This is a genomic window from Microbispora sp. CA-102843 (genome assembly GCF_050936215.1).
GTDB lineage: Bacteria > Actinomycetota > Actinomycetes > Streptosporangiales > Streptosporangiaceae > Microbispora.
Window position 1 is genome coordinate 89,748 of record NZ_JBNJNF010000001.1, and the last position, 22,193, is coordinate 111,940.

The 22,193-nt window shown below is 70.6% G+C and carries 21 protein-coding genes; 9 read left to right on the forward strand and 12 right to left on the reverse strand.

The window, feature by feature from the left end; all coding sequences use genetic code 11:
- Window positions 1-6: 6 nt before the first annotated feature.
- The gene (locus ACQEVJ_RS00535; protein ID WP_433095985.1) at window positions 7-1,434 is read left to right on the forward strand and encodes a dihydrolipoyl dehydrogenase family protein; all 1,428 of its coding nucleotides are present in this window, start codon (window positions 7-9) and stop codon (window positions 1,432-1,434) included.
- Here ACQEVJ_RS00535 and ACQEVJ_RS00540 read toward each other — a convergent pair.
- Window positions 1,431-2,057 carry a uridine kinase gene (locus ACQEVJ_RS00540; protein WP_433095987.1) on the reverse strand — a complete coding sequence of 209 codons (627 nt, stop codon included), beginning with the start codon at window positions 2,055-2,057 and terminating at the stop codon, window positions 1,431-1,433. The genes ACQEVJ_RS00535 and ACQEVJ_RS00540 overlap by 4 nt on opposite strands.
- A 131-nt stretch (window positions 2,058-2,188) precedes the next feature.
- On the opposite strand from ACQEVJ_RS00540, the gene ACQEVJ_RS00545 reads away from it, so the two are divergent.
- Together ACQEVJ_RS00545 and cydB are read left to right on the forward strand one after the other, a co-directional pair.
- Window positions 2,189-3,577, forward strand: a complete 1,389-nt coding sequence (locus tag ACQEVJ_RS00545) for a cytochrome ubiquinol oxidase subunit I (RefSeq protein WP_433095989.1) — start codon at window positions 2,189-2,191, stop codon at window positions 3,575-3,577.
- Between the two features lie 11 nt (window positions 3,578-3,588).
- On the forward strand, window positions 3,589-4,563 hold the full coding sequence (gene cydB, locus ACQEVJ_RS00550; protein WP_433095991.1) for a cytochrome d ubiquinol oxidase subunit II: 975 nt from the start codon (window positions 3,589-3,591) through the stop codon (window positions 4,561-4,563).
- A gap of 66 nt (window positions 4,564-4,629) precedes the next feature.
- On the opposite strand, the gene ACQEVJ_RS00555 is transcribed toward cydB, so the two are convergent.
- The 3 genes from ACQEVJ_RS00555 to mads6 form a co-directional block, all read right to left on the reverse strand.
- The gene (locus tag ACQEVJ_RS00555; protein ID WP_433095993.1) at window positions 4,630-5,037 is read right to left on the reverse strand and encodes a pyridoxamine 5'-phosphate oxidase family protein; all 408 of its coding nucleotides are present in this window, start codon (window positions 5,035-5,037) and stop codon (window positions 4,630-4,632) included.
- Window positions 5,038-5,113: 76 nt separating this feature from the next.
- Window positions 5,114-5,755 (reverse strand): response regulator transcription factor, encoded by a 642-nt coding sequence (locus ACQEVJ_RS00560; RefSeq protein ID WP_433095995.1) that lies wholly within the window; start codon window positions 5,753-5,755, stop codon window positions 5,114-5,116.
- 61 nt (window positions 5,756-5,816) lie between these two features.
- Window positions 5,817-7,220 carry a methylation-associated defense system protein kinase MAD6 gene (gene mads6, locus ACQEVJ_RS00565; RefSeq protein WP_433095997.1) on the reverse strand — a complete coding sequence of 468 codons (1,404 nt, stop codon included), beginning with the start codon at window positions 7,218-7,220 and terminating at the stop codon, window positions 5,817-5,819.
- 221 nt (window positions 7,221-7,441) lie between these two features.
- On the opposite strand from mads6, the gene ACQEVJ_RS00570 reads away from it, so the two are divergent.
- Window positions 7,442-8,488, forward strand: a complete 1,047-nt coding sequence (locus ACQEVJ_RS00570) for an NAD-dependent epimerase/dehydratase family protein (protein WP_433095999.1) — start codon at window positions 7,442-7,444, stop codon at window positions 8,486-8,488.
- Between the two features lie 23 nt (window positions 8,489-8,511).
- On the forward strand, window positions 8,512-8,760 hold the full coding sequence (locus ACQEVJ_RS00575; RefSeq protein ID WP_433096001.1) for a hypothetical protein: 249 nt from the start codon (window positions 8,512-8,514) through the stop codon (window positions 8,758-8,760).
- 877 nt (window positions 8,761-9,637) lie between these two features.
- Here ACQEVJ_RS00575 and ACQEVJ_RS00580 read toward each other — a convergent pair.
- On the reverse strand, window positions 9,638-10,072 hold the full coding sequence (locus tag ACQEVJ_RS00580) for an ATP-binding protein (protein WP_433096003.1): 435 nt from the start codon (window positions 10,070-10,072) through the stop codon (window positions 9,638-9,640).
- Between the two features lie 84 nt (window positions 10,073-10,156).
- Complete coding sequence (locus ACQEVJ_RS00585) at window positions 10,157-10,531, reverse strand: STAS domain-containing protein (RefSeq protein WP_433096005.1); 375 nt, start codon at window positions 10,529-10,531, stop codon at window positions 10,157-10,159.
- Window positions 10,532-10,784: 253 nt separating this feature from the next.
- On the opposite strand from ACQEVJ_RS00585, the gene ACQEVJ_RS00590 reads away from it, so the two are divergent.
- The gene (locus tag ACQEVJ_RS00590; protein WP_433096007.1) at window positions 10,785-11,963 is read left to right on the forward strand and encodes a carboxylate-amine ligase; all 1,179 of its coding nucleotides are present in this window, start codon (window positions 10,785-10,787) and stop codon (window positions 11,961-11,963) included.
- A gap of 24 nt (window positions 11,964-11,987) precedes the next feature.
- Here the strand turns inward: ACQEVJ_RS00590 and ACQEVJ_RS00595 are convergent, their stop codons facing one another.
- Both ACQEVJ_RS00595 and ACQEVJ_RS00600 read right to left on the reverse strand, forming a co-directional pair.
- Complete coding sequence (locus ACQEVJ_RS00595; RefSeq protein ID WP_433096009.1) at window positions 11,988-13,436, reverse strand: aminotransferase class I/II-fold pyridoxal phosphate-dependent enzyme; 1,449 nt, start codon at window positions 13,434-13,436, stop codon at window positions 11,988-11,990.
- 153 nt (window positions 13,437-13,589) lie between these two features.
- Window positions 13,590-13,970: an STAS domain-containing protein gene (locus ACQEVJ_RS00600; protein WP_433096011.1), complete on the reverse strand. Its 381-nt coding sequence runs from the start codon at window positions 13,968-13,970 to the stop codon at window positions 13,590-13,592.
- Between the two features lie 548 nt (window positions 13,971-14,518).
- Between ACQEVJ_RS00600 and ACQEVJ_RS00605 the strand changes: the two genes are divergently transcribed.
- Window positions 14,519-14,851, forward strand: a complete 333-nt coding sequence (locus ACQEVJ_RS00605) for a hypothetical protein (RefSeq protein ID WP_433096013.1) — start codon at window positions 14,519-14,521, stop codon at window positions 14,849-14,851.
- A gap of 46 nt (window positions 14,852-14,897) precedes the next feature.
- Window positions 14,898-15,755, forward strand: coding sequence for an oxidoreductase (locus tag ACQEVJ_RS00610; protein WP_433096015.1), 858 nt, complete (start codon window positions 14,898-14,900; stop codon window positions 15,753-15,755).
- An 8-nt stretch (window positions 15,756-15,763) separates the two neighbouring features.
- On the opposite strand, the gene ACQEVJ_RS00615 is transcribed toward ACQEVJ_RS00610, so the two are convergent.
- The 4 genes from ACQEVJ_RS00615 to ACQEVJ_RS00630 form a co-directional block, all read right to left on the reverse strand.
- Complete coding sequence (locus ACQEVJ_RS00615; RefSeq protein ID WP_433096017.1) at window positions 15,764-17,665, reverse strand: beta-galactosidase; 1,902 nt, start codon at window positions 17,663-17,665, stop codon at window positions 15,764-15,766.
- Between the two features lie 161 nt (window positions 17,666-17,826).
- Window positions 17,827-18,738: a carbohydrate ABC transporter permease gene (locus tag ACQEVJ_RS00620; protein ID WP_433096019.1), complete on the reverse strand. Its 912-nt coding sequence runs from the start codon at window positions 18,736-18,738 to the stop codon at window positions 17,827-17,829.
- On the reverse strand, window positions 18,735-19,727 hold the full coding sequence (locus ACQEVJ_RS00625) for an ABC transporter permease (RefSeq protein WP_433096021.1): 993 nt from the start codon (window positions 19,725-19,727) through the stop codon (window positions 18,735-18,737). The genes ACQEVJ_RS00620 and ACQEVJ_RS00625 overlap by 4 nt, the downstream gene beginning before the upstream one ends.
- Window positions 19,724-21,388 carry an extracellular solute-binding protein gene (locus ACQEVJ_RS00630; protein WP_433096023.1) on the reverse strand — a complete coding sequence of 555 codons (1,665 nt, stop codon included), beginning with the start codon at window positions 21,386-21,388 and terminating at the stop codon, window positions 19,724-19,726. The genes ACQEVJ_RS00625 and ACQEVJ_RS00630 overlap by 4 nt, the downstream gene beginning before the upstream one ends.
- Window positions 21,389-21,634: 246 nt before the next feature.
- On the opposite strand from ACQEVJ_RS00630, the gene ACQEVJ_RS00635 reads away from it, so the two are divergent.
- Complete coding sequence (locus ACQEVJ_RS00635; protein ID WP_433096025.1) at window positions 21,635-22,141, forward strand: NUDIX hydrolase; 507 nt, start codon at window positions 21,635-21,637, stop codon at window positions 22,139-22,141.
- Window positions 22,142-22,193 lie beyond the last annotated feature (52 nt).

Sequence of the window (22,193 nt, forward strand, 5' to 3'; positions counted from 1 at the left end):
GAGCCCGTGGAAGTCTTCGATGTGATCGTGATTGGCGCGGGTTCGACGGGCGAGGTCGCGGCGGGACGGTTGGCGGCGGCCGGCCTGAGCACCGTCATCGTGGAGGGCGAGCGGGCCGGAGGGGAGTGCTCCTACTGGGCTTGCATGCCGAGCAAGGCGCTCCTGCGGCCGGTGGACCTCGCGGGAGAGGTGGGCCGGGTCACGGGGCTGCGGCTGGAACGCACAGTCGAGGGCGGGCCGATCGACGCCGCCGCGGTGCTGGCCCGGCGTGACGCCGTGGTCTCGCACTACGACGACACGGGGCAGGTCCGGTGGCTCGACTCGGCGGGCGTGACGCTCGTACGCGGCACCGGACGGCTCGCCGGCCCCCGGCGGGTCGAGGTCACGACGGCCGACGGCGGCACCCGAACGCTCGTCGCGAACCACGCCGTCATGCTGGCCACCGGAAGCCGCCCGGTGATCCCGCCCGTGGCCGGTCTCGCCGCGGCCGAGCCGTGGACGAACCGCGAGGCGACCGGCGTGCGTGCCGTACCGGACCGGCTCGTGGTGATCGGCGGCGGCGTGGTGGCGTGCGAGATGGCCCAGGCCATGCGCGGGCTCGGCGCCCGGGAGGTCACGATGCTCGTCCGGGGCGGCGAGCTGCTGACGAGGCTGGAGCCCTTCGCCGGGGAGATGGTCGCGCGGTCCCTGGCGGACCAGGGGATCGACATCCGCACGCACGAGAGCGCGGAGAAGGTCGAGCGGCCGGAGCCGGGCGGCGAGGTCACGGTGCGGCTCGCGAGCGGGGGGACGGTCACGGCCGACGAGATCCTGGTCGCCGCCGGTCGCCGGTCCGCCACCGACGACCTCGGCCTGGCCTCGGCCGGGCTGCCGGAGTCGGGTCCGATAAAGGTGGACGAGAGCATGCGGGCCACCGGCGTGGCGGACGGCTGGCTCTACGCGGTGGGGGACGTCAACGGCCTCGCGCTCCTCACGCACATGGGCAAATACCAGGCGCGGGTGGCCGCGGACGTGATCGCCGCCCGTGCCCGGGGCGAGGCGGACGACCGGCCCGGGATGCGCGATCGCGCGGACCGCGCCGGGGCGCCGCAGGTGGTCTTCACCGATCCGCAGGTGTGCGCGGTGGGCCGCACCGAGGCGCAGGCCCGCGCCGAGGGCTTCGACGTGCGGGTCGTGGAGTACGAGATGCACCAGGTGGCCGGTGGCTACCTCCTCGGCGACGGCTATCGGGGCAAGGCCAAGGCGGTGGTCGACGAGCGCCGCCGGGTGCTGCTCGGCGTGACCTTCGTGGCCCCCGGGGCGGCCGAGCTGCTGCACGCCGCGACGATCGCGGTCACCTCCGGGGTGACTCTGGACGACCTGTGGCACGCCGTCCCGGCGTACCCGACCGTCAGCGAGGTGTGGCTGCGCCTGCTGGAGGCGTACGGGCTCTAGAAACCAATCACGGCGGGGTGGCGCGGGTCCTCGACGCGGACGGCCACGTCTGCGGCCCGCACCGGGCCGGTCTCGCGCTCGTACCGCTCGTAGGCGGGCAGCGTCCACCGCTCCTCGGGCGGCGTACGGCGGGCCAGCGCGGCGGCCGACATGGACAGATGGACGGTCAGGTCGAACGGCAGGCCGCGCCCGAGCAGCAGCGCGCCGTCGAGCAGCACCACCCCGCCCGGCTTCAGCGTCACGTAGTCCGCGCGGGTGGCCCGGTCGCGCACGCTGTCCCACAGCGAGGGCAGCACCCGGCCCGTACGGCCAGGTTCGAGCGGCCCGAGCACCTCGCGGGTGAGGCCCCCCACGTCCAGCCACTCGTCGTAGAACACGTCGGGGTCGGTGCGGCCGAACTCCAGCCGGAGCGAGGCCGGGCGCAGGAACCCGGCCGCGGGCACCCGCAGGACCTCCCGGCCGCGCAGGCGCAGCGGCTCCACCAGGTCGTCGGCCAGCCGTCCCGGTTCTGCGGCGGGGGCGCCGTCCACGGCGACACGCACCCACGCGTCGCGCGGCCGGTCGGCGATCAGGTCGGCGAGTTCCTCCACGAGCAGGGACGGGGAGACAGGACGGGCACGCACTCGTCCATCTTCGCCAACGGTCCCGAGTGAGCGGTGACCAAGGTCCTCTCCGGGTGGGGTCCGCCAGCCCTGGGTCCGTGATCCGGGCTGGGCCAGGCTTCAGACGTCCCTCATCAGCGTGTGGAGCCCCCATGGACGTCCTGGATCTGTCCCGGTGGCAGTTCGGCATCACGACCGTCTACCACTTCCTGTTCGTGCCGCTCACGATCGGCCTGTCGGTCCTCGTGGCCGGATTCCAAACGGCGTGGCACCGTACGGGCGATGCGGCCTATCTGCGGATGACGAGGTTCTGGGGCCGCCTCTTCCTGATCAACTTCGCGATGGGCGTGGTCACCGGCATCGTCCAGGAGTTCCAGTTCGGGATGAACTGGAGCGCCTACTCGCGGTTCGTCGGCGACGTGTTCGGTGCGCCGCTCGCCATGGAAGGGCTGATGGCCTTCTTCCTGGAGTCCACCTTCCTGGGCCTGTGGATATTCGGCTGGGACAAGCTGCCGCCGAAGGTCCACCTCGCGACCATCTGGCTGGCCGCGATCGGCACGAACATCTCCGCGTACTTCATCCTCGCCGCCAACTCCTGGATGCAGCACCCGGTCGGATATCGGCTCAACCCGCTCACCGGGCGCGCCGAGCTCACCGACATCTGGGCGGTGCTGACCAACTCGACCACCCTCGCGGCGTTTCCCCACGTCATCTTCGGCGCGTTCGTGACGGCCGGCGCGTTCGTCATCGGCGTGAGCGCCTGGCAGCTCGCGCGCAGGCGTGAGGTGGACCTGTTCCGCGCCTCGGCCCGCCCCGCCCTGGTCGTCACGCTCGTCGCGTCGGCCGGGGTGATGCTGAGCGGCCACTGGCAGGCGCAGATCATGACGGAGCAGCAGCCGATGAAGATGGCCGCCGCCGAGGCCCTGTGGGAGGACGAGACCTCCGCCGGCTTTTCGATCTTCGCGGTCGGCGACGTGGAGAACGGCCGCAACCACCTCAACATCCAGATCCCGTACGGCCTGAGCCTGCTGTCCACCAACACGCTGGACGGGAAGGTCGAGGGCATCAACGACATCCAGGCGAGGTACGAGAAGACGTACGGCCCCGGCGACTACCGGCCCGTCGTCGGCCTCGCGTACTGGTCGTTCCGCCTGATGATCGGCTTCGGCGCGCTGGCCGGGCTGCTGGCGCTGGCCGGGCTGTGGCTGACCCGCCGCCGCAGGCTGCCCGGCAACCCCTGGTTCTACCGGATCGGCGTGCTCGGCATCGGGCTGCCGTTCCTGGCCAACACGCTCGGGTGGGTCTTCACCGAGATGGGCCGCCAGCCGTGGACCGTGTTCGGCATCATGCGGACCGCCGCGGCCGTCTCGCCCGGCTCCGACGTGGGCGAGGTCGCCACCACCCTCGTCGGGTTCACGCTGGTCTACGCCGTGCTCGCGGTCATCGAGGTCCGCCTGCTGCTGAAGTTCATCCGCAAGGGGCCCGAGCCCGAGGACGCGGTCCGTCAGGACGAGCCCGCTCTCCCGGCCCTGTCGTACTGAAGGACGCATCCATGGAGCTCACCACCGTCTGGTTCCTGCTCATCGCCGTCCTGTGGACGGGCTACTTCGTGCTGGAGGGGTTCGACTTCGGCGTCGGCGTCCTGCTGCCGTTCCTCGGCCGCGACGAGGCGGAGCGCGGCACGCTCGTGCGCGCCATCGGCCCGGTCTGGGACGGCAACGAGGTCTGGCTGCTGGTCGCGGGCGGCGCCACGTTCGCCGCCTTCCCCGAGTGGTACGCCACCCTGTTCAGCGGCTTCTACCTGCCCTTGTTCCTGGTCCTGCTGGCCCTCATCGTGCGCGGGGTGGCGCTGGAGTATCGCTCGAAGAGCGACAGCACCCGGGGCTGGGACCGCGCGTTCTTCTGGGGCTCGCTCGGCCCGGCCTTCCTGTGGGGCGTGGCCTTCGCCAACATCGTGCGCGGGGTCCCGCTGGACGCCCGGCACGAGTACACCGGCGGCCTGCTCGACCTGCTCAACCCCTACGCGCTGCTCGGCGGCCTGGCCACGCTGGCGCTGTTCACCCTGCACGGCGCCGTGTTCACCGCGCTCAAGACCACCGGCGAGCTGCGGGAACGGGCCAGGACGGCGGCCCAATGGACCGGTCTGGCCGCCCTCGTGCTGGGCGGGTCGTTCCTGCTGGCCACGCAGCTCATGACCGGCACCGCGGGCACCTGGGCGAGCGTGGCGGTCGCCGCCGCCGGGATCGCCGGCGCGCTCGTCGCGACGCTGCGCGGCCGGGACGGCTGGGCCTTCGCGGCCAACGCGGCCGCCGTCGTCGCGGTCACCGTCACGCTCTTCGGCGGGCTGTGGCCTGACGTCATGCCCGCGCTCGACCCCGCCAACAGCCTGACCGTCCACAACGCGGCGTCCACGCCGTACACGCTGGGCGTCATGACCTGGGTCGCGGCGATCTTCACCCCGGTGGTCCTCGCCTACCAGGCATGGACCTACTGGGTGTTCCGCCGCCGCCTGACGGTCACCCGCTGACGCACGAACGCCCGCCTCGGGAAACGAGGCGGGCGTTCTTCGCGGGTGCTATCGGTTGAGGCGGTGTCATCGGTTGAGGCGACGGCCGGAGATCTGCTCGGGGGCCATCACGATGAAGTGGTCGCGGGTTCCGGGCACCCACGGCGTGAGCGGCAGCGCCGACAGGCGGGCGATCTCCTCCGGCTCCGAGACCGCGCGGGCGCGGCCCACCGCCGTCACCGACCAGCCCGTACGGAACGCCGCGTCGAAGTCGTCGGCCTCGAAGGCCACGATGGCGTTGCGCGCCGCGGCGGCGAGCTTGGAACCGGGGGCGGTGCGGATGACGATGTTCCCGTCGAGCAGGCAGAAGTTGACCGGCTGGACGGCGGGGAGGGCACGATCGGTGAAGACGATCCTGCCGATGGGGGCGGAGGCCAGCAGGTCCAGGCATTCCCCTCCGCTGAGGATCTCCAGGCCGGCCGAGTCGAGCTTCATGTCTGCAAGCCTGAGGGATCGAGCGCCACACGGGTTAGGGACGAAGGTCCCGTTGTCGACGTCGATCGGCCCCGGCTCAGTTGTCCTGTCCGGCCTTGAGACGGGCGGCGAGCGCGGCGGCCTGGGTGCGGCGCTGCATGTCGAGCTTGCTCAGCAGGTTGGACACGTAGTTCTTGACCGTCTTCTCGGCCAGGAACATCCGCTCGCCGATCTGCCGGTTGGTCAGGCCCTCGCCGATCAGCTCCAGGATCTGCCGCTCCTGGTCCGACAGCGCGGCCAGCGGGTCCTTCTTCGTGGCCTGGTCGCGCAGCCGGTGCAGCATGGCGGCGGTGGTCTGCGGGTCCAGCAGCGACTGGCCGCCGGCCACCGTGCGCACCGCGCCGACCAGGTCCGAGCCGTGGATCTGCTTGAGCACATAACCGGCCGCCCCGGCCATGACCGCGTTGAACAACGCCTCGTCGTCGGCGTAGGAGGTCAGCATCAGGCAGGCCAGACCGGGCACCTTCGAGCGGACCTCACGGCAGACGTCCACCCCGCTGCCGTCGGGCAGGCGCACGTCGAGCACCGCCACGTCGGGCCGCAGCGCGGGGATGCGGGCCACGGCCGACTCCGCCGTCCCCGCCTCGCCGACGACCTCGATGTCGTCCTCGGCGTCCAGCAACGCCGCCACCCCACGCCGTACGACCTCGTGATCGTCCACCAGGAACACCCGAATCATGACCTGGACGTTAGCCTCCCTTGGGCCCGCCGGAAAAGTGGCGAAGGTCCTCTGACCGCTCTCAATGGCGGGACAGGCGACGCAGGGCGCTCCTGATCCTGCCGCCGAACGGCGCGCGCCGCCGGGGCTGGGCGTCACGGGCGACCCGCAACTCCATGAGGGCCGTGGCCGCGTCCGGGCGCTTGGCGGGTGTGGGGTCGCGCATCCGCCGTACGAGGTCCATGACCTCGGGGGCGACGCCGCCGGCGTCCGGCTCGGCGTCCACTCCGGGCACGGGCAACTCGCCGGTCAGGAGCTGGAAGGCGATCACCCCGGCCGAGTACACGTCGGCGGCGGGGGTCATCCGGTCGGGGCGCGCCCGGCATTCGGGGGCCACGTAGTGGACGTCGAGGATGTTGGGCAGCTCGTTGGCCACGGTGTGCTTGCGCGTGCCGGGCTTGGCGTAGTCGAAGCCGGTCAGCATCGCGTTCCCGTCGTCGGTGACGAGCACGCAGGCGGGGGTGAGCGCCCGGTGGATGACGTTGTTGGCGTGGACGTGGGCGAGCCCGTCCAGCATGTCCTCCATGACGCCGAGCTTGGCGTCGATGCCTAGCTTCCGCCCGGTCAGGTGCAGGTGCAGGGCCTGCCCGTGGACGTCGTCGAGCACGAGCACGAACCGGCTCTCGTCGTCGATGGCGAAGAAGTCCCGCGAGCGTACGACGCAGGGATGCGGCGGGATCTTGGCGAGCGACTGGTAGGCGTTGGCGATCCGGCGCTGCTCTGCCACCCGCCGCCGCTGCTCGGCCATCGGGTCGGCGCGGTAGACCCGCAGCAGCACCGTGCCGCTGGTCGGGGCGGTCGCGTTGACGGCGCGATACTCGGTGACCCGGCTGTCGCCGCCGAGTTGCTCCTCCACCTCCCAGTTGCCGAAGCGCGGCGGCGCGGTCGAGCGGCGCACCGTGCCGTTCAGCGCCTCGAGGATCGCCGTCCGGTACGGCTCGGCGTCGCGGCTGCACCCGTGCCGCACCCGGGACGCGTCGCTGAGCATGGGAACGAGCCCGGCGATCGTGGTGACGTGCCGGGCGTCGCGGCCGCTGGGGTCGACGAGGACGGCTCCCGGGGCGGTCAGCACCACCACGTTGTCGACGTACAACCGCTCCAGCTCGCGGTGCTCCTCGATCAGCAGGCCCTTCAGCGCCCGCGCGGTGCCGCGCAGCTTGGCCACCGGCGAGCCGAACGCCTCCCGGTGCTGGGGGAACCACCGGGTGCCCGACACCTCGAACCGGCCCCGGGCTCCCTTCACGTCGATCACCACGAGGGAGTGGCCGGTGAGCACGACCACGTCCACCTCGAACAGGTCGGCCCCGCGCGGGATCTCGATGTTGTGCAGCAGCAGCCAGTCGTCAGGGGCGTCGTCCCGTAGGTGCGCGATGACCCTTCGCTCGGCGTCATTGACGGGGCGTCCGCCACCGACGATATGAGCCATCTCTGCTGCTCCGCCTCTCTGACCAGATTGAGAACTTAATCCTCCTAGGTAGCGGTATTCCCGCGCCACCACCGATTCCCCCGCATTGTCCCAGGGGAAATCTGGAACCCCATCTTCGGGCCCGCTCCAGCCGGGCCACCACGGAACGCGCGATCACCCGATTGCCAGGGATGGGGGGTATCGCGGTTTGTAGTGGCCGATGCCAGGAAACGGAGTGTTTCATGCGAGTTGTCGTGTTTGGCGCGAGCGGGAACGTCGGAACGAGCCTGCTCGCCGCCCTCGAGTCCGAGACGAGCGTGACCTCGATCGTCGGGGTGGCCAGGCGGATGCCGGGCTGGCGACCGGCGAAGACCGAATGGCGTAGGGCCGACGTCTTCAGGGACGACCTCGATCCGATCCTCGCCGGCGCCGACGCGGTCGTGCACCTGGCCTGGCTGTTCCAGCCCACGCACGACCCGGTCACCACCTGGAACTCCAACGTTCTCGGCAGCATGCGCGTGTTCGACGCCGTCGTCCGGGCCGGGGTCTCCGCCCTCGTCGTCTCGTCGTCCGTGGGGGCGTACTCGCCGGGGCCCAAGGACCCGCCCGTCGACGAGTCCTGGCCGACCCACGGCTGGCCGAACGCCGCGTACGGGCGGGAGAAGGCCTACGTCGAGCGCATGCTCGACATCTTCGAGCGCGACCACCCGGACGTCCGCGTGGTGCGGATGCGCCCGGGGTTCATCTTCAAGGAGGAGGCCGCGACCGAGCAGCGACGGCTGTTCGCCGGGCCGTTCCTGCCGCAGCGGCTGGTGCGGCCTGAGCTGATCCCGTTCGTGCCGGACATGCCGCGCCTGCGGTTCCAGGCGCTCCACTCGCGGGACGCCGGCGAGGCGTTCCGGCTGGCGCTCACCCACGACGTGCGGGGCGCGTTCAACATCGCCGCCGACCCCGTGATCGACCCCGCCGTGCTGGCGGACCTGCTCGGCGCGCGGCGGGTGCCGGTCCCGGCCGTGGTGGTCCGCACCGCGGTGTCCGCCGGCTGGCACCTGCGGCTGATCCCGGCCTCGCCCGGCCTGGTGGAGATGGTCCTGCAGGTTCCGATCATGGACACCACCCGCGCCCGCGAGGAGCTGGGCTGGCAGCCCCGGCACAGCGCGGTGGACGCCCTGCGCGCCGTGATCGAGGGCATGCGCCGCGGTGCGGGCATGGAGACCCCGCCGCTCGCGCCCGATTCGGGCCGGGAGCGGATCAAGGAGGTCACGACGGGCGTGGGCATGCGGCCGTAGGAGGCACCGGCGAGGGAGGCACGATGGCGCTGCTCGATCCCGACTGCGTACGGCGGCTGCTGGAGTCGGCCGACCCGGACGTCGCGCTGGTCTTCGTCCGGGGCGAGTGCCTCGTGCTGCCGCTGGACGAGATCGACGAGAGGCACCGCAAGCTCGTGGTGGTGCGCCGGGCGGACCTGCCCGAGGCCCACAGCGACGAGCCGGTGACGGAGGAGCGGGTGGAGGCGCTCACGCGGTGCCTCGAGAACGCCGTACGCGACCTCGGCGCCTGAATCCGCCACGGACTGTTGATGCGTGACGAGGGCGTCACGTTCGGTAACATCGTCTCGACATCCCCCACTCGGAAGCGGTCCCGGGCATCGTGCGGACCGCGGGCGGCCCGGATATGCCGCCCGATGCCGTCCTCAGAGACAAATGACGGCGTGTCGCGCGCTGACCCAAAATTCCGGAAAGCGCTGCGGACAAATCGGACAGTCAACTTCGCATCGCCGGACAAATCAGGATCAAAAGCTATCGCAAGCTGTGATCTGATCGTCACTCTTCGTACGGAACCCCGAATGTCGCTCGTATTCGTTGCGTGCACGGTGGGTCACCTGTGAACATCAGGGAAAGGTCCGGAATCCCTCCTACCGGGTCGGCGGCGCGACGGCGGCGGGGATTCCGCCCATGGCGCGCTTCTGACCGGCCGGGAACGGATTCCTGATCGGGCCGATCGACAGGTCCGAGACATCGATCTCGGCCAGCGCATATGGGGAGGGGGCCCCGATGACTGCTATCAGGCCCCGCGGGAGCGGGGGACGCCGTCAGGAAGGGCGGATTCACGACCCGGAATTCGGCTCGTGGATCGGCGAGGTGGCCAGAGCGGTCCGGGACGTGGTCGACAGCACACCCCGGACCATCCGCCTCTGCGCCCTGATCGCGGTTGCCGCCGCGTCATGGGCATTCCTCAGGTAGCCGTCCAGCAGCCATGAGGAGGTGGTCGCGGACCCAGGTTAAGGCGGCCGGAGAGCCGTGACGGCCCGGTTTACGGGATCGGGACGATAACCAGGGCCAACCCGGGGTCAACCCGGGCCGACCCGGGCGCTGCCTGGGTCCGCGACGGGCCACCGCTTGGTGACAGGGGGGCAGGCGATAGAGGCAGGTGTCCGCTCAGACCGAGTGGGCGCTGCGCCCGAGGGAGGCGGCGTCGTCCACAACGCCGTCGTCAACCTGCATGAACAGCCGGATCGTCGACTGACCGGGGATCCGGTCGATGGTCACCGAGTCGCACAGCTCGCCCATGAGCCACAGGCCGAAGCCGCGGTCGCCGCGGCCGCTGGGCCGCTCGCTCGGCACTGCGCCGGGCCGCAGGACGCCGACGTGGTCGGCGACGTCGACGGCGAGCACGCCGCCGTCGCAGGAGATCGCCAGCGTCCCGGCTCCCCCTCCGTGTTCGAGCACGTTGATGGCGGCCTCGTTGGCGGCGATGACGAGGTCGTCCAGTCGGGGGCCGGTGAGGCCCGCCTGCACGGCGTACCGCTGGATGTTCTCGCGGAGTTCCGCGAGATCATCCGTTATCGGCCACTGCCGGCGGTGATCCACCACCTGTCCTCCTCGCCGCCGTCTTTCCCGGCTGGGTCTGCCGCCCGATGTCTCCGAGGCTACCGTCTCGTTACCCGTTCCCTGCCTTCACCTGGGGGTCGACCGCGCACTGACCGTGTCGACGGCCTCCGCCAGGTCCGGCGCGACGGTGAAGGCGCTGATCAGTCCGGTGACTCTGAAGATCCTCGCCAGCCGGGCGTTCAGGCCCGCCAGCGTCACCGCGCCGTTCCGCTCCTGCATCAGCTTCCGTACGGACAGCAGGATCCGGATGCCCGTGGAGTCGCAGAAGTCCAGGCCGCCCAGGTCGAGGATGAGCTCGCGGTGCTCCTCACCGAGGGCCGTCTCGACGTCCTGGCACAGCCGCTCGGCGTTCGTGTAATCCAGGGCGCCGTCGAGCGCGACGACCAGCACATGGTCGGCGACGGGGGCGGACACGGGGGTCAGTACGACGGCGGCGGTCACGGAGCACACCTCGGCGGACGCTGCGGGGACGGTCGGGCGGTGGGGGGACAGGGCCTGGCCGGGGCCCCGGCCAGGTTCGCCAGTCTAGACCAGCGACGCCGCCCGGCAGGGGCGTACGGCCTGCGGAGAGGTTCTCCGCCACCGGTCGAGTTGGACGGTCAAGAAACGCCATATGTGGTTTTTCGCCCAATGGTCGGGGGGAATGGGGGACTGACCGACTGGACCCCTCCTGAAAAGACCGCTTATGCCAGACGTGACAAGGGAGGTCCAGTTCGACACCGTGCACGGACCCTCCCTCGTCGCGCAGGCAACCGTGAGTCCGGCGACGCTCACGCTCGGAGTCGAGGAGGAGTTCCTGCTCGCCGACCCGCGAACCGGGCGGGTCGTCCCGGCGGCGCGGGAGATCCGCGAGCGGGCGGCCGGGCCGGGGGCGGACCGGCTGGTGTTCGAACTGACGCAGTTCCAACTGGAGAGCAACACCGCCGTGCACACCACCCTGCGGGACCTGCACGGCGACCTGCTGGAGATGCGCCGCGCCGCCGTGGGCGCCGCCGCGAGCGCGGGGCTCGCGCTCGTCGCGTGCGGCACCGCGCTGGACGGCAACACGGGGGTGCCGCCCCTGTCGTCGTGCCCTCGCTACCAGGCCATGCTCCGCGAGTTCGGGGCGGTCATGGACGGCCAGGGGGTCTGCGGCTGCCACATCCACGTGGGCATCGAAGACCGCGACGAGGCGTTGCGGGTCAGCAACCACCTCCGGCCCTGGCTCCCGATCCTGCAGGCGCTCGCGGCCAACTCGCCGATCGCGGACGGCCGGGACACCGGCTACGCGAGCTGGCGCGCGCTGATGATGGGCAGGTGGCCGAGTGCGGAGCCGCCGCCGTTCTTCCGCTCGCCCGAGCACTACGAGAGCCTCGTCGCCGGCATGCTGGCCGGGGGGACGATTCTCGACCGGAAAATGATCTACTGGCTGGTCCGCCCGTCCGACCACGTGCCCACACTGGAGATCCGCGCGGCCGACGTGTGCCCGACGGCCGGGGAGACCGTGCTGCTCGCCGGACTGGTGCGGGGGCTGGCCGAGACGGCGCTGCGCGACGTGCGGGCCGGCGTGCCCGCCCCCGACGTCGAGGGCACCCTGCTTCGGGCGGCCTACTGGCGGGCCGCCCGTGACGGCGTGGACGGCGAGGCGCTCGACCTGCTGAGTGGGGGCGGCGCGCGGGTGCCCGCCTGGCGCCTGGTGGACCGCATGCTCGACCACGTGCGGCCGGTGCTGGAGGAGAACGGCGACTGGGAGTCGCTGACCCTCCAGCTCGACCGCGTACGGCACAGCGGATCGGGGGCGGCGCGTCAGCGGGCGGCGTACGCGCGGCGCGGCCGGCTGCGTGACGTGACGGAGCTGCTCACGGCGCAGACCGCGGTCTCCTGCTGGGCCTGACCGGGCGCTCCCGTCACGCTCCCGTCACTCGGCGACGACGCGCAGCGTCTTCAGGCTGGGATCGCTGACGTCGGGGATGTTCATGCCGCCTTCGAGCCCGGTTGTCAGATAGCTCAGCACCGGCTCGGTGATGCGCTCGCCCGGGCACAGGGCGGGCGCGCCAGGCGGGTAGGGCGTGACCATCTCGGCCACGATCCGGCCCACCGCCTGACCGGTGGGCACGATCTCGACCCGCCCGAAGAACGCGTCCCTGGGCAGCATCGCGATGTCCAGCTCCAGCTCCCCCGGCTCGGGCACGTCGATGGCGGCCGCGGGCGGCAGGCCGCGGGCCGACGACAGGGCGCGCAGCGCGTCGAGCAGCACGCCGGCCGTCTCCTCGCTGTCGGCGACGGTGAGCTCGGCGCTGACGCGGCGGTGGTCGCTCAGCGAGAGGTTGACGTGGCAGCGCTCGCGCACCCAGTCGGCGGCGTGGTAGCCGTCGACGCCGAGCCCCGACACGTCGACCACGATCTTCAGCGGGTCCGTGTCGAAGGCGCCGGTGTTCTCCTTGCTCAGCACCCACAGGCCGTGCATCTTGTCGATCTCCCTGCGGACCGACTCCGCGAGCTCCAGCGTGCGGTCGAGCAGGTCCTTGCCGTGCTCCACCATCTGCCTGCGCCAGCCGTCGAGCGCCGCGTAGATCAGAGTCGAGGGGCTGGTCGTGCCGAGCAGGTCCTCTCGGGCCTTGAGCACGGCCGGGTCCACCCGGTTGCCCTGGAGGTGGAACACCGAGCTCTGCTCCAGCCCGTTGCCCATCTTGTGGACGCTCGTCACGCACAGGTCGGCCCCGGCGTTCATGCCCCACGTGGGCAGGTCCTCGTGAAACGGCAGGTGGGCGCCCCAGGCCTCGTCCACGATGAACGTGCGGTCATGCCTGCGGCACACCTCGGTGATCGCCTCCAGGTCACCGCAGGTGCCGTAGTCCACCGGGCTGGCGACGATGACGCCCTTGGCATCGGGGGCCGCCCTGAACGCCTCCTCCACCGCCTCTGGAGTGGGCGGATACGACATGTGCAGATCGCCGTCCCAGTCCCCGTGCACCCAGACGGGCTGGACGCCGCTCAGGATCAGCGCCGAGATGACCGACTTGTGGGCGTTGCGGGCGACCAGCAGTTTCTCCCCGGGCCCGGCCACGGAGAGCATGGCGCTCTTGACCGACAGGGAGCTGCCACAGGTGGAGAAGAACGCCTGCTCGGCGTTGACCGCCTCCGCCATGAGCTGCTGCGCCTCTTCGAGCACGCCGTTGCGCTGCAACCGGTCGTCCAGCCCGTTCAGGACCATCACGTCGTCCCTGAAGACGTCCGTGCCCATGACTTCGAGGACCCGCGGGTCGACGCCTCGCCCCTGCTTGTGGCCCGGAGGTGTGAAGCTCAGGTCTCCCCGCCGGCGGTAGGCGGTGAGTGCCTCCAGCACGGGCGCGCGGGACTGGTCCATGTCCGTGTTCTCCCCTGAACGACGTGGGGCGGTTTCCCCTCGTCCGCGCGTACCCGGACCTGACCGGCACAAACGACGGCGGCGGGCGGTCAGAGGCCCCCGCCCTCGGAGAGAGGGCGGGGGCCGGTGGTCAAACGGTCAGACCGTGAACCTTCAGACCATGGACACGTCGTGCGAGGCCGTCAGCACCATCGCGGCGACGGCCTCGACGGGCGTGCCGTCGATGATGAACGTGTCGCGCAGCCGGGTCGCCTCAAGGACGATCTTCAAGATGCCGTGAACTCCGGTGAGCCGCATCAAACCGGCGGCCTTCTCGATGTCGTCCCGGGCGTCCAGCAGCGCTTCCAGGCCGCAGGAGTCGCAGAACCGCAGACCGGACGCATCCACCACGATCTTGATGCGACCCTGGCGGACAAGATTCCTGATCGCCCTCCGGAGCGTGTCCCCGCTGGCGATGTCGAGTTCACCTCGCAGCACGACCACGACGGCCGGCTGGTGATCGCTCACAGTAATCTCGAGCTGCTGCGTTGTCATATACGCGCCTTCATCCATATTTTTCGGGCGTACTGTCTTGAACGACGCTACCCGGCAGAGTGTCAGGTCCCGGTAATGCGCGACGGTCGATGGTATGCGAGTCAGTCCAGCAACCCCACCTGTACGCCAGAATGTGGCAAATAAGTAAAGAAGTCGGGCTTTGCGGCGATCTTTGGGGGTGTGTCCCGAACTTCCCGGGATCACGGGAAACCCCTGTCCCGTAGGGGCTTCCGGCCCGCTGGTGATCGCCGGAGGCGGGTGCCCGGACGCGGTGGCCGGTGCCGGCCGCCCGGTCTCGCGGGGGTGGAGACTGGACCTCTTCAAACATACCAGCTAGCTGGACAAAGCAGGTATGTCCCGCCTTTCTCGAAACATGCTTACTCTTCCCATTCCTTCTTGATGAACGCATTACCGACCATGCCGGGTCCGTGGCTCAACCCTGACCGCCCCATACGGAAGGTCATGTGAACACCAGGCGTCGGCGCTTGGCCCGTCCGCGCGCGGGTAGGGGGCCGGTTCCCGGAAGTACGGCGAACGGGAGGATCGGCATGGCGGACGAGATCAACGCGGGCAGGAACGCGGCGCGGGCACTGGCGGCCAGGACGCCCGGCTGGATGGTCTGGTACGGCGAGCACACCGGGAGCTTCTGGGCCGTCCCCCGGACCACGACGGCGATCGTGCCGCGCATGCTGGAGGCGCCGACGGCGGACGACCTGGAGAACGAGATCCGGCAGGCGGAGGGGCACCCCGCGCGGGAGCAGGCGCAGGAGAAGCCGGAGCCCGAAAAGTCGGAGAGGGCGCCGCAGCCGGCACCGGAGATCCCCCGTCACCGCCGCCCGGTCGCCGAGACCGAGGCGCCCCGGATCCCCGTACGACGCTGACCGTGCGCGTCGTCCGGGACGGTCCCCTCTTTTATAGTGACCGCTCATGACAACGGACCGATGGGCGCTGGGCGGCGATCTGAACGTCGCGAGGATCGGCTACGGCGCGATGAAGCTGACCGGCTGGCCGAAGGGCGAGCGGCCCGGCCGGGAGACGGCCCTGGCCGTCCTGCGGCGGGCCGTCGAGTGCGGCGTGAACCACATCGACACCGCGTACTACTACGCGCGGGACGGGGTGATGGCCAACGAGCTGATCCGGGAGGCGCTGCACCCCTATCCGGACGATCTGGTGATCGTGACGAAGGTGGGGGCGCTGGTCGAGGGCTCCGACGTGCGGCTGCCCGCGGCGGAGAAGACCGGCCTGACCTCCGACGGGCTGCGCCGCGGCATCGAGGCGAACCTGCGCTCGCTCGGCGTGGACCGGCTCGATGTGGTGAACCTGCGCATGGGCGACCTCGATCGCGTTCAGACGTCCCTGGCCGCGCCCCTGGAGACGCTGCTCGCGCTGCGGGAGGAGGGCCTGATTCGCCACCTGGGTGTCTCCAACGTCACCGCCGCCGAGTTCGCCGAGGCTCGCGCGATCGCCCCGATCGCCTGCGTGCAGAATCTCTACAACCTGTCCCGGCGCGACGACGACCCCCTGGTCGAGGCCTGCGCGCAGGCGGGCATCGCCTACGTCCCCTACTTCCCGGTCGGCGGCTTCCAGCCGATCACGGCCGCGCGCCTGGAGGCCGTGGCCGCCCGGCACGGCACGACCACGCCGCAGGTGGCCCTCGCCTGGCTGCTCGCCAGGTCGCCCAACATCCTGCCGATCCCCGGCACCGGCTCACTGGACCATCTGCAGGAGAACGTCGCCGCCGGCGCGCTGAAGCTGAGCGCTCAGGACATCGAGGAGCTCGGATAGGGCACGCGTCACACGGGCACGACGACGTATCCGCCGGGGTCGAGCCTGCCGCCGACCGGCTTGCCGGTGATCAGGTCGGTGCCGTGGACCGGCACGTGCTGCTCGTCCCCGGTGTGATTGAGGGCGAAGACCCGGTCCCGCTGCCGTACGACCTCGACGCCCGGGACGCCGCCGCCGGCCAGCCCGGCGTGAGCGAGGACGCGGGCGTAGCCGCGGTCGTCGAGCCGGGTCGAGACGTACCACGCCGTGCCGCCGCCGAGGCGGTGGCGCGTGACGGCGGGCCCGCCGCCGGGGTAGCGGGCGATCGCCTCGGCCCCGTCCAGGTGCACGATCTCGCTCCACACCGTCGCGCGGCCGTATTCCGGCAGTTCGACCGTCTCGGCGAGCGGGTGGAACTCCTCCACGCGGATGCCGAGGGTCTCACGCAACGCCCCCGGATAGCCGCCCAGCCTGATCCGGGTGTGCTCGTCGGCGATCCCGCTGAAGAACGACACGACGAGCGTGCCGCCGCCCTCCACGTACGCCCGGAGGCCGCGGGCGGCCTCGTCGGAGATCAGATAGAGGCTGGGCACGAGGACGGCCCGGTACGCCGACAGATCGTGCGACGGGTGGGCGAAGCAGGCGGCGACGCCCTGCCGCCAGAGCACCCGGTGGGCCTGCTCGGCGGCCGCGAGGTAGTCGATCTCGGCGGACGGCAGGCCGGGCCCCTGGACGGCCCACCACGCCTCCTCGTCCCACAGGATCGCGACCTCCGCCTCGACGACCGGTTCGTCGGGTGGCGTGGGAATCCGCTCCAGCGCCTCGCCCAGGTCGCACACCTCACGGAAGACGCGGGAGTCCGGACCGGTGTGCGGGAGCATGCCGGGATGCCACTGCTCGGCGCCGCCGCGGGAGGCACGCCACTGGAAGAACATGACCCCCTTCGAGCCCCGGGCGACGTGTTGCAGGCTGTGCCTGGCGATCTCGCCGGGCTCCTTGGGCGACATGCGCGGGCCCAGGACGTATCCCGTGGCCTGCTCCATGAGCAGCCAGGGCCGCCCGCCCGCCCACGAACGGACCAGGTCGGCGGCGAAGGCGGTCTGCTCGGCCGCCGCCATGCCCTGCCCAGAGGGATAGTGGTCGACGGCGACCAGGTCCACCTCGCGCGACCACTTCCAATGGTCGATCGACGCCCAGCCGGCCAGCACGTAGTTGGTGGTGACGGGCACCTCGGGGGTCAGTTCGCGTAACAGGTCGCGCTGCTCCCGGAAGTGGGCGAGCATCTCCTCGGAGACGAACCGGCGGAAGTCGAGCGCCTGCGCCGGGTTGGGGAGATACTGCGTCGCCCGGGGCGGAGTGATCTGCGCCCAGTCCGAGTAGTGCTGGCCCCAGAACGCGGTCGTCCAGGCGTCGTTGAGCGCGTCGAGGCCGCCGTGCCGCTCCCGCAGCCACGTCCGGAACGCCGCGCCGGCCTGGTCGCAGTGGCAGGGCGTGCCGTACTCGTTGTGCACGTGCCACATGGCCAGCGCGGGGTGGTCGCGGTAGCGCTCGCCGAGAGCGCGGGTGACCCGCAGCGACGCCTCCCGATACGCCGGGGCGCTCACGCAGTAGGTGTCGCGGCTGCCGTGCGTGAGCCGTACGCCGTCCCGGGTGACGGTCAGGGCGTCGGGGTGCGCCAGGGAGAACCACGGCGGGGGAGAGGCGGTCGGGACGGCCAGGTCCACCCGGATCCCGCCGTCGGCGAGCAGGTCGAGCACCCGGTCGAGCCAGCCGAAGGTGTAGCGGCCCTCGGACGGCTCCAGCCGCGACCAGGAGAAGACGCCGACGGTGACGAGGTTGACTCCGGCCCGGCGCATGAGCGCGACGTCCTCGGCCCAGACCTCCTCGGGCCACTGCTCCGGGTTGTGGTCCCCGCCGTACCAGAGCGGCATGCACGTGCCCTTCTTTTGGCTGGAAGCCAAACTAATTGGGCGAGATCAAGGAGTCAACGGCCCCGCCCCGCCAGGGTGGTCAGGAGGGTGTACGGCGACGCCCCGCCGGTGGGAGGCGCGGCGGGGCGTCGGTCTGGGGGAGGGGCGTCAGGGGCGAAGCGTCAGCCCTTGATGGCGCCGATGATGACGCCCTTGGTGAAGTGGCGCTGCACGAACGGGTAGATGATCAGGGCGGGCAGCACGGCGATGGCGACGATGGCCATCTTGATGGCCAGGGTCGGCGGCGCGACGTGGCCGAAGCCGCTGACGCCGGCGGTGGCCGTCGGCAGGGGGTTGGAGTCCACGACGTACTGCCGCAGGATCAGCGCGAGCGGCCACTTGCGGGTGTCGTCGATGAACAGCATGGCGTTGAACCACGCGTTCCAGTAGCCGACCGCGTAGAACAGGCCGATGACCGCCGTGACCGCCTTCGACAGCGGCAGCACGATCCGCCACAGGATGCGGAACTCCCCGGCGCCGTCGATGCGGGCGCTGTCGAGCAGCTCGTGCGGGATGTTCATGAAGAACGCCCGCAGCACGACGACGTTGAACGCCGACACGGCCGACGGCAGGATCAGCGACCAGTACGAGTCCTTCAGCCCGAGCGAGCTCACCATCAGGTAGGTCGGGATCAGGCCGGGGAAGAACACGAACATCAGCAGCACGCAGAACAGCAGCGGCCGGTGGAACAGCGTCCCCGGCCGCGACAGCGCGTACGCGCCGAGGACGCTCACGCCGAGGCTGACCACCGTGCCGGCGGCGGTGACGCCGGTGCTGACCAGCACCGCGCGGCTGACCACGCTGTCGGAGAAGATCTGGCGGTACGCGTCGAACGTGATGCCGTCCGGCATCAGCACCAGGCCGCCGACCCGGTTCACCGTCTCCGCCGACGACAGGCTCGTCAGCACGATCGTGTAGAGCGGCAGCAGTACGGCGAGCACGATGAGCACCAGCGCGCCGCCCTTGCCGGCGCGCCCGGCGAGCGATCCGGGCTCCTCCCAGGGTGCGAGTCCTGACACCTTCTTCTTGGTCATGATCGCGAATACACCCCCCGCTCGCCCAGGGCGTGTGCCACCCGGTTGGCCACCAGGATGAGCACCAGCCCGACCAGGCCCTTGAACAGGCCGGCCGCCGCGCCGTACCCGAGGTCGCCGGTGCGCAGGCCGGACCAGTAGACGAAGGTGTCGAAGACCTCCGACGCCTGGCTGCCGACCGCGCTGCGTTGCAGCATGAACTGCTCGAAGCCGACGTTGAGCGCGTCGCCGAGCCGCAGGATCAGCAGCAGCACGATGACCGGCCGCAGGCCCGGCAGCGTGATGTGCCACATCCGCCGCCACCGGCGGGCCCCGTCGACCGCGGCGGCCTCGTACAGGTTCTGGTCGATGGTGCTGAGCGCGGCGAGGAACACGATCGTGCCCCAGCCGGCGTCCTTCCAGACCGTCTCCGCGGTGACCAGCAGAATGAACGTGTCGGAGTTGGTCATCCAGTCGATGCCGGAGTGCCCGTGGTCGCGCAGGATCTGCGCGATGAGGCCGGCGCCGCCGAACATCTGCTGGAAGATCGCGACCACCAGCACCCACGAGAAGAAGTGGGGCAGGTAGATGACACCCTGGACGAAGGCCCGCAGGCGCCCGGAGATCACGCTGTTGAGCAGCAGTGCGAGCGCGATCGGCACCGGGAAGTAGAAGACGAGCTGGAACGCGGTGATGCCCAGCGTGTTCACCACCGCCCGGATGAACTGCGGGTCGCCGAACAGCTGGGCGAAGTTGGTGAAACCGATGATCGGGCTGCCCAGGATGCCGCCGCTGAACGGGTTGTAGTCCTGGAAGGCGATGACGTTGCCCAGCGCCGGGACCCACCAGAAGGCGGTGACCAGCACCAGCATCGGCGCGGCCATGACCAGCAGCGGCCAGTCCCGGCGCAGCCGGTCCCTGAAGGCGCGCTGTCGTGCGACGGCCGGTCCGGCCTGGGTCGCCCCGGGCCGGACCTCCGTCACGCTCCTCGTGTCCGTGTCGGCACTCACAGCCGCCCGTTCTCCCTGGCGACCTTCATGTAGAACTCGCGGGCCTCGTTGCCGCCCTGCTCCTGCCAGTCCTTGACGATCTTGGCCCACTCCGAGACCGGCCGCTTGCCGCGGAAGATCTCGTTCATCTTGTCCTCGGTCGGCTGGGTCAGACCGGCCATCTTGGACGGCTTCTCGACCCGGAGGCCGACGAACGGGTCGGCCTCCAGGTACTGCGAGGCCGTGGCCTGCCAGCCGTGGTACGCCTCGACGTAGCCGGGGTACTGGTTCTCGCTGATCGCGCCGGGCCGTCCGGACAGGAACATGTACGTCGGGGCGAACTCCTTGCGGCCGAGCGCGGTCTGCTGGACCTGCCCGTCCTTCAGCGTGAAGTGCTTGCCCTCGACGCCGTTGTTGACCAGGTCGTACTCCTGGGTGCCGTACGGCGCGGAGCACCAGTCGGCGATGCCGATCAGCTCGCGGGTGCGGGCGTCGCCGAGGCCCTTCTTGATGAAGCAGAACATGCCGGCGGGCTCGTTGCGCCACACGATGACCTTGCCGCCCTGGTGGGCCGGGTACGGGTCCACCGCCCGTACGTTGATCTTGGGGTTGGTGGGCAGGAAGCGGCCGAGCAACTCGTGGATCGCGCCGAGGCCGTCCTTGTACATGACGATCTGCCCGCTGCCGAAGGGCTCCTTGTGGTCGGCGAACTGGTTGGCCACGACGTCCGGGTGGACGTATCCGGCGTCGAACAGCTTCGTCATCAGCTCGATGGACTGCTGCCACTCCGGCGTCTCGTACTTGTAGATCAGCGTGCCGTCGGGCTGCTTGCGCCACTCGCGCGGAGCGCCGAACGCCCGCTGGAGCTCCTGGTCCATGCCGCCGAACGCCCAGCGCTTCTTCTTCGGGTTGGTCAGCTCCTTGCCCAGCGCGAGCAGGTCGTCGGCGCTCTTGGGCGCGGACAGGCCGAGCTCGTCGAGGATGTCCTGGCGGGCGATCGTGGCGAACGGATAGGGCGCGTTCTGCCACGGGATGCCCTGGAGCACGCCGCCGAACACGCCGTACGTCCACGCGGCGGTGTCGTAGTTGGCCAGCAGCGGGAACTCCTTGGCCTTGTCGCCCGCCAGGTAGGGCGACAGGTCGGCGAAGAGCTTGTTGGCCGCCTCGGTGAAGTGGGCGAGGGAGTCGATGTTCCAGCCCGGGATCTGGATCATGTCGGGGACGTCGCCGCTGGCGAGCAGGGTGTTCAGCTTGTCGACGTAGGTGTTGCCGTCGGAGATGTTGAACCGGACGACCCCGCCGAGCCGTTCGTTGACGGCGTCGTAGTAGGAGTTCTCGCCGAGCCCGGGAGGGACGGTGCCCCACAGCGGGGTCATCACCTTCACCTCCGTGCCGCTGGTGATCGGCTTGGTGGTGACGGCCTGGACCATCGTGCCCGGCCTGGTCAGGAAGCCGGGTTCGACGAATTCGGAGCCCGGCAGGTCGGGCGACAGGCCGGACACCTGGAACGGCACGCGGGTGGGCACGAGGCCCTTGAGCTTGTCGGCGGAGACGGCGGTGCCCTTGGACACTTCCTTCTTGGCCGCGCAACCGGCGAGGCCTGCGGCGGCGAACGCGCCGACGCCGACCATCCCGAGGAATCCGCGGCGGCTGGTCAGGGGGCCGCCGGGGGGTTGACTCATTGGTGCGATCCTTCCGGGAACGGATGGTGATTTAGTTCGTCCAGTAGCCAAACAAATTAACCGGTTAACGGGTCGGCGACAAGATTCCATGAAACGTTCATCGCGATTGCGGGATCGGGGCTCGACCGCCAAGGGCGATTCGGCGATGCTGCAGACAATCGGGCCGGCCGCCTTCGCCTCCTGAGGGCTCCTGAGGGCTTCTGGGGGCTTCTGAGGGCGCCGTCTCCCCGGACGTGAGGAGTGGCCGTGACCGGCGCGATGGCCGTGGACGAGGCGGGCAACGAGCTGACCGCGTTCCACCGGGTGGCGGAGCAGGCGATGTTCTCCAACGCCCCGACGCCGCTCGCGCTGGTCGCGGCCTGGCACCGGCACGCGCGCCTGGACCGGCTGCTCCTCGTCTTCAACCGCTTCCGCGACTGCTGGGAGCTGCCGGGCGGCCTGATCGATCCCGGGGAGACGCCCCGCCAGGCGGCCGTACGGGAACTGCGCGAGGAGTCCGGGCTGCGGGCCGGGGACCTCACCTTCGCCGGATACGCCCGGTTCGTGCTGGGGACCGAGCGGCGCACGGAGTACGCGGCCGTGTACGCCCTCCGGGTGCCCGGACCGCATGGCGGGTTCATGCCCAATGACGAGATCGGCGCGATCGGCTGGTGGGACGGCACGACACCGCTGCCGGGCCGGGTGCAGAACCTGGACGTCCTCCTGGGCCGGCTGGCCAGGGAAACGATTTCTGATTGCTATCGACTGGAATAGGACCGGTCCAAAATTGACACAGGTCCGCAAACGCGATTGACATTGTCCGTAA

Excerpts from the sequence above, each read along its gene's own strand:
- mads6 (WP_433095997.1), bottom strand. The coding sequence starts at position 7,220 with ATGGCTCATATCGTCGGTGGCGGACGCCCCGTCAATGACGCCGAGCGA.
- ACQEVJ_RS00615 (WP_433096017.1), bottom strand. The coding sequence starts at position 17,665 with ATGCCGCTCTGGTACGGCGGGGACCACAACCCGGAGCAGTGGCCCGAG.
- ACQEVJ_RS00575 (WP_433096001.1), top strand. The coding sequence starts at position 8,512 with ATGGCGCTGCTCGATCCCGACTGCGTACGGCGGCTGCTGGAGTCGGCC.
- ACQEVJ_RS00620 (WP_433096019.1), bottom strand. The coding sequence starts at position 18,738 with ATGACCAAGAAGAAGGTGTCAGGACTCGCACCCTGGGAGGAGCCCGGA.
- ACQEVJ_RS00630 (WP_433096023.1), bottom strand. The coding sequence starts at position 21,388 with ATGAGTCAACCCCCCGGCGGCCCCCTGACCAGCCGCCGCGGATTCCTC.
- cydB (WP_433095991.1), top strand. The coding sequence starts at position 3,589 with ATGGAGCTCACCACCGTCTGGTTCCTGCTCATCGCCGTCCTGTGGACG.
- ACQEVJ_RS00560 (WP_433095995.1), bottom strand. The coding sequence starts at position 5,755 with ATGATTCGGGTGTTCCTGGTGGACGATCACGAGGTCGTACGGCGTGGG.
- ACQEVJ_RS00545 (WP_433095989.1), top strand. The coding sequence starts at position 2,189 with ATGGACGTCCTGGATCTGTCCCGGTGGCAGTTCGGCATCACGACCGTC.
- ACQEVJ_RS00605 (WP_433096013.1), top strand. The coding sequence starts at position 14,519 with ATGGCGGACGAGATCAACGCGGGCAGGAACGCGGCGCGGGCACTGGCG.
- ACQEVJ_RS00610 (WP_433096015.1), top strand. The coding sequence starts at position 14,898 with ATGACAACGGACCGATGGGCGCTGGGCGGCGATCTGAACGTCGCGAGG.
- ACQEVJ_RS00555 (WP_433095993.1), bottom strand. The coding sequence starts at position 5,037 with ATGAAGCTCGACTCGGCCGGCCTGGAGATCCTCAGCGGAGGGGAATGC.
- ACQEVJ_RS00600 (WP_433096011.1), bottom strand. The coding sequence starts at position 13,970 with ATGACAACGCAGCAGCTCGAGATTACTGTGAGCGATCACCAGCCGGCC.
- ACQEVJ_RS00570 (WP_433095999.1), top strand. The coding sequence starts at position 7,442 with ATGCGAGTTGTCGTGTTTGGCGCGAGCGGGAACGTCGGAACGAGCCTG.
- ACQEVJ_RS00595 (WP_433096009.1), bottom strand. The coding sequence starts at position 13,436 with ATGGACCAGTCCCGCGCGCCCGTGCTGGAGGCACTCACCGCCTACCGC.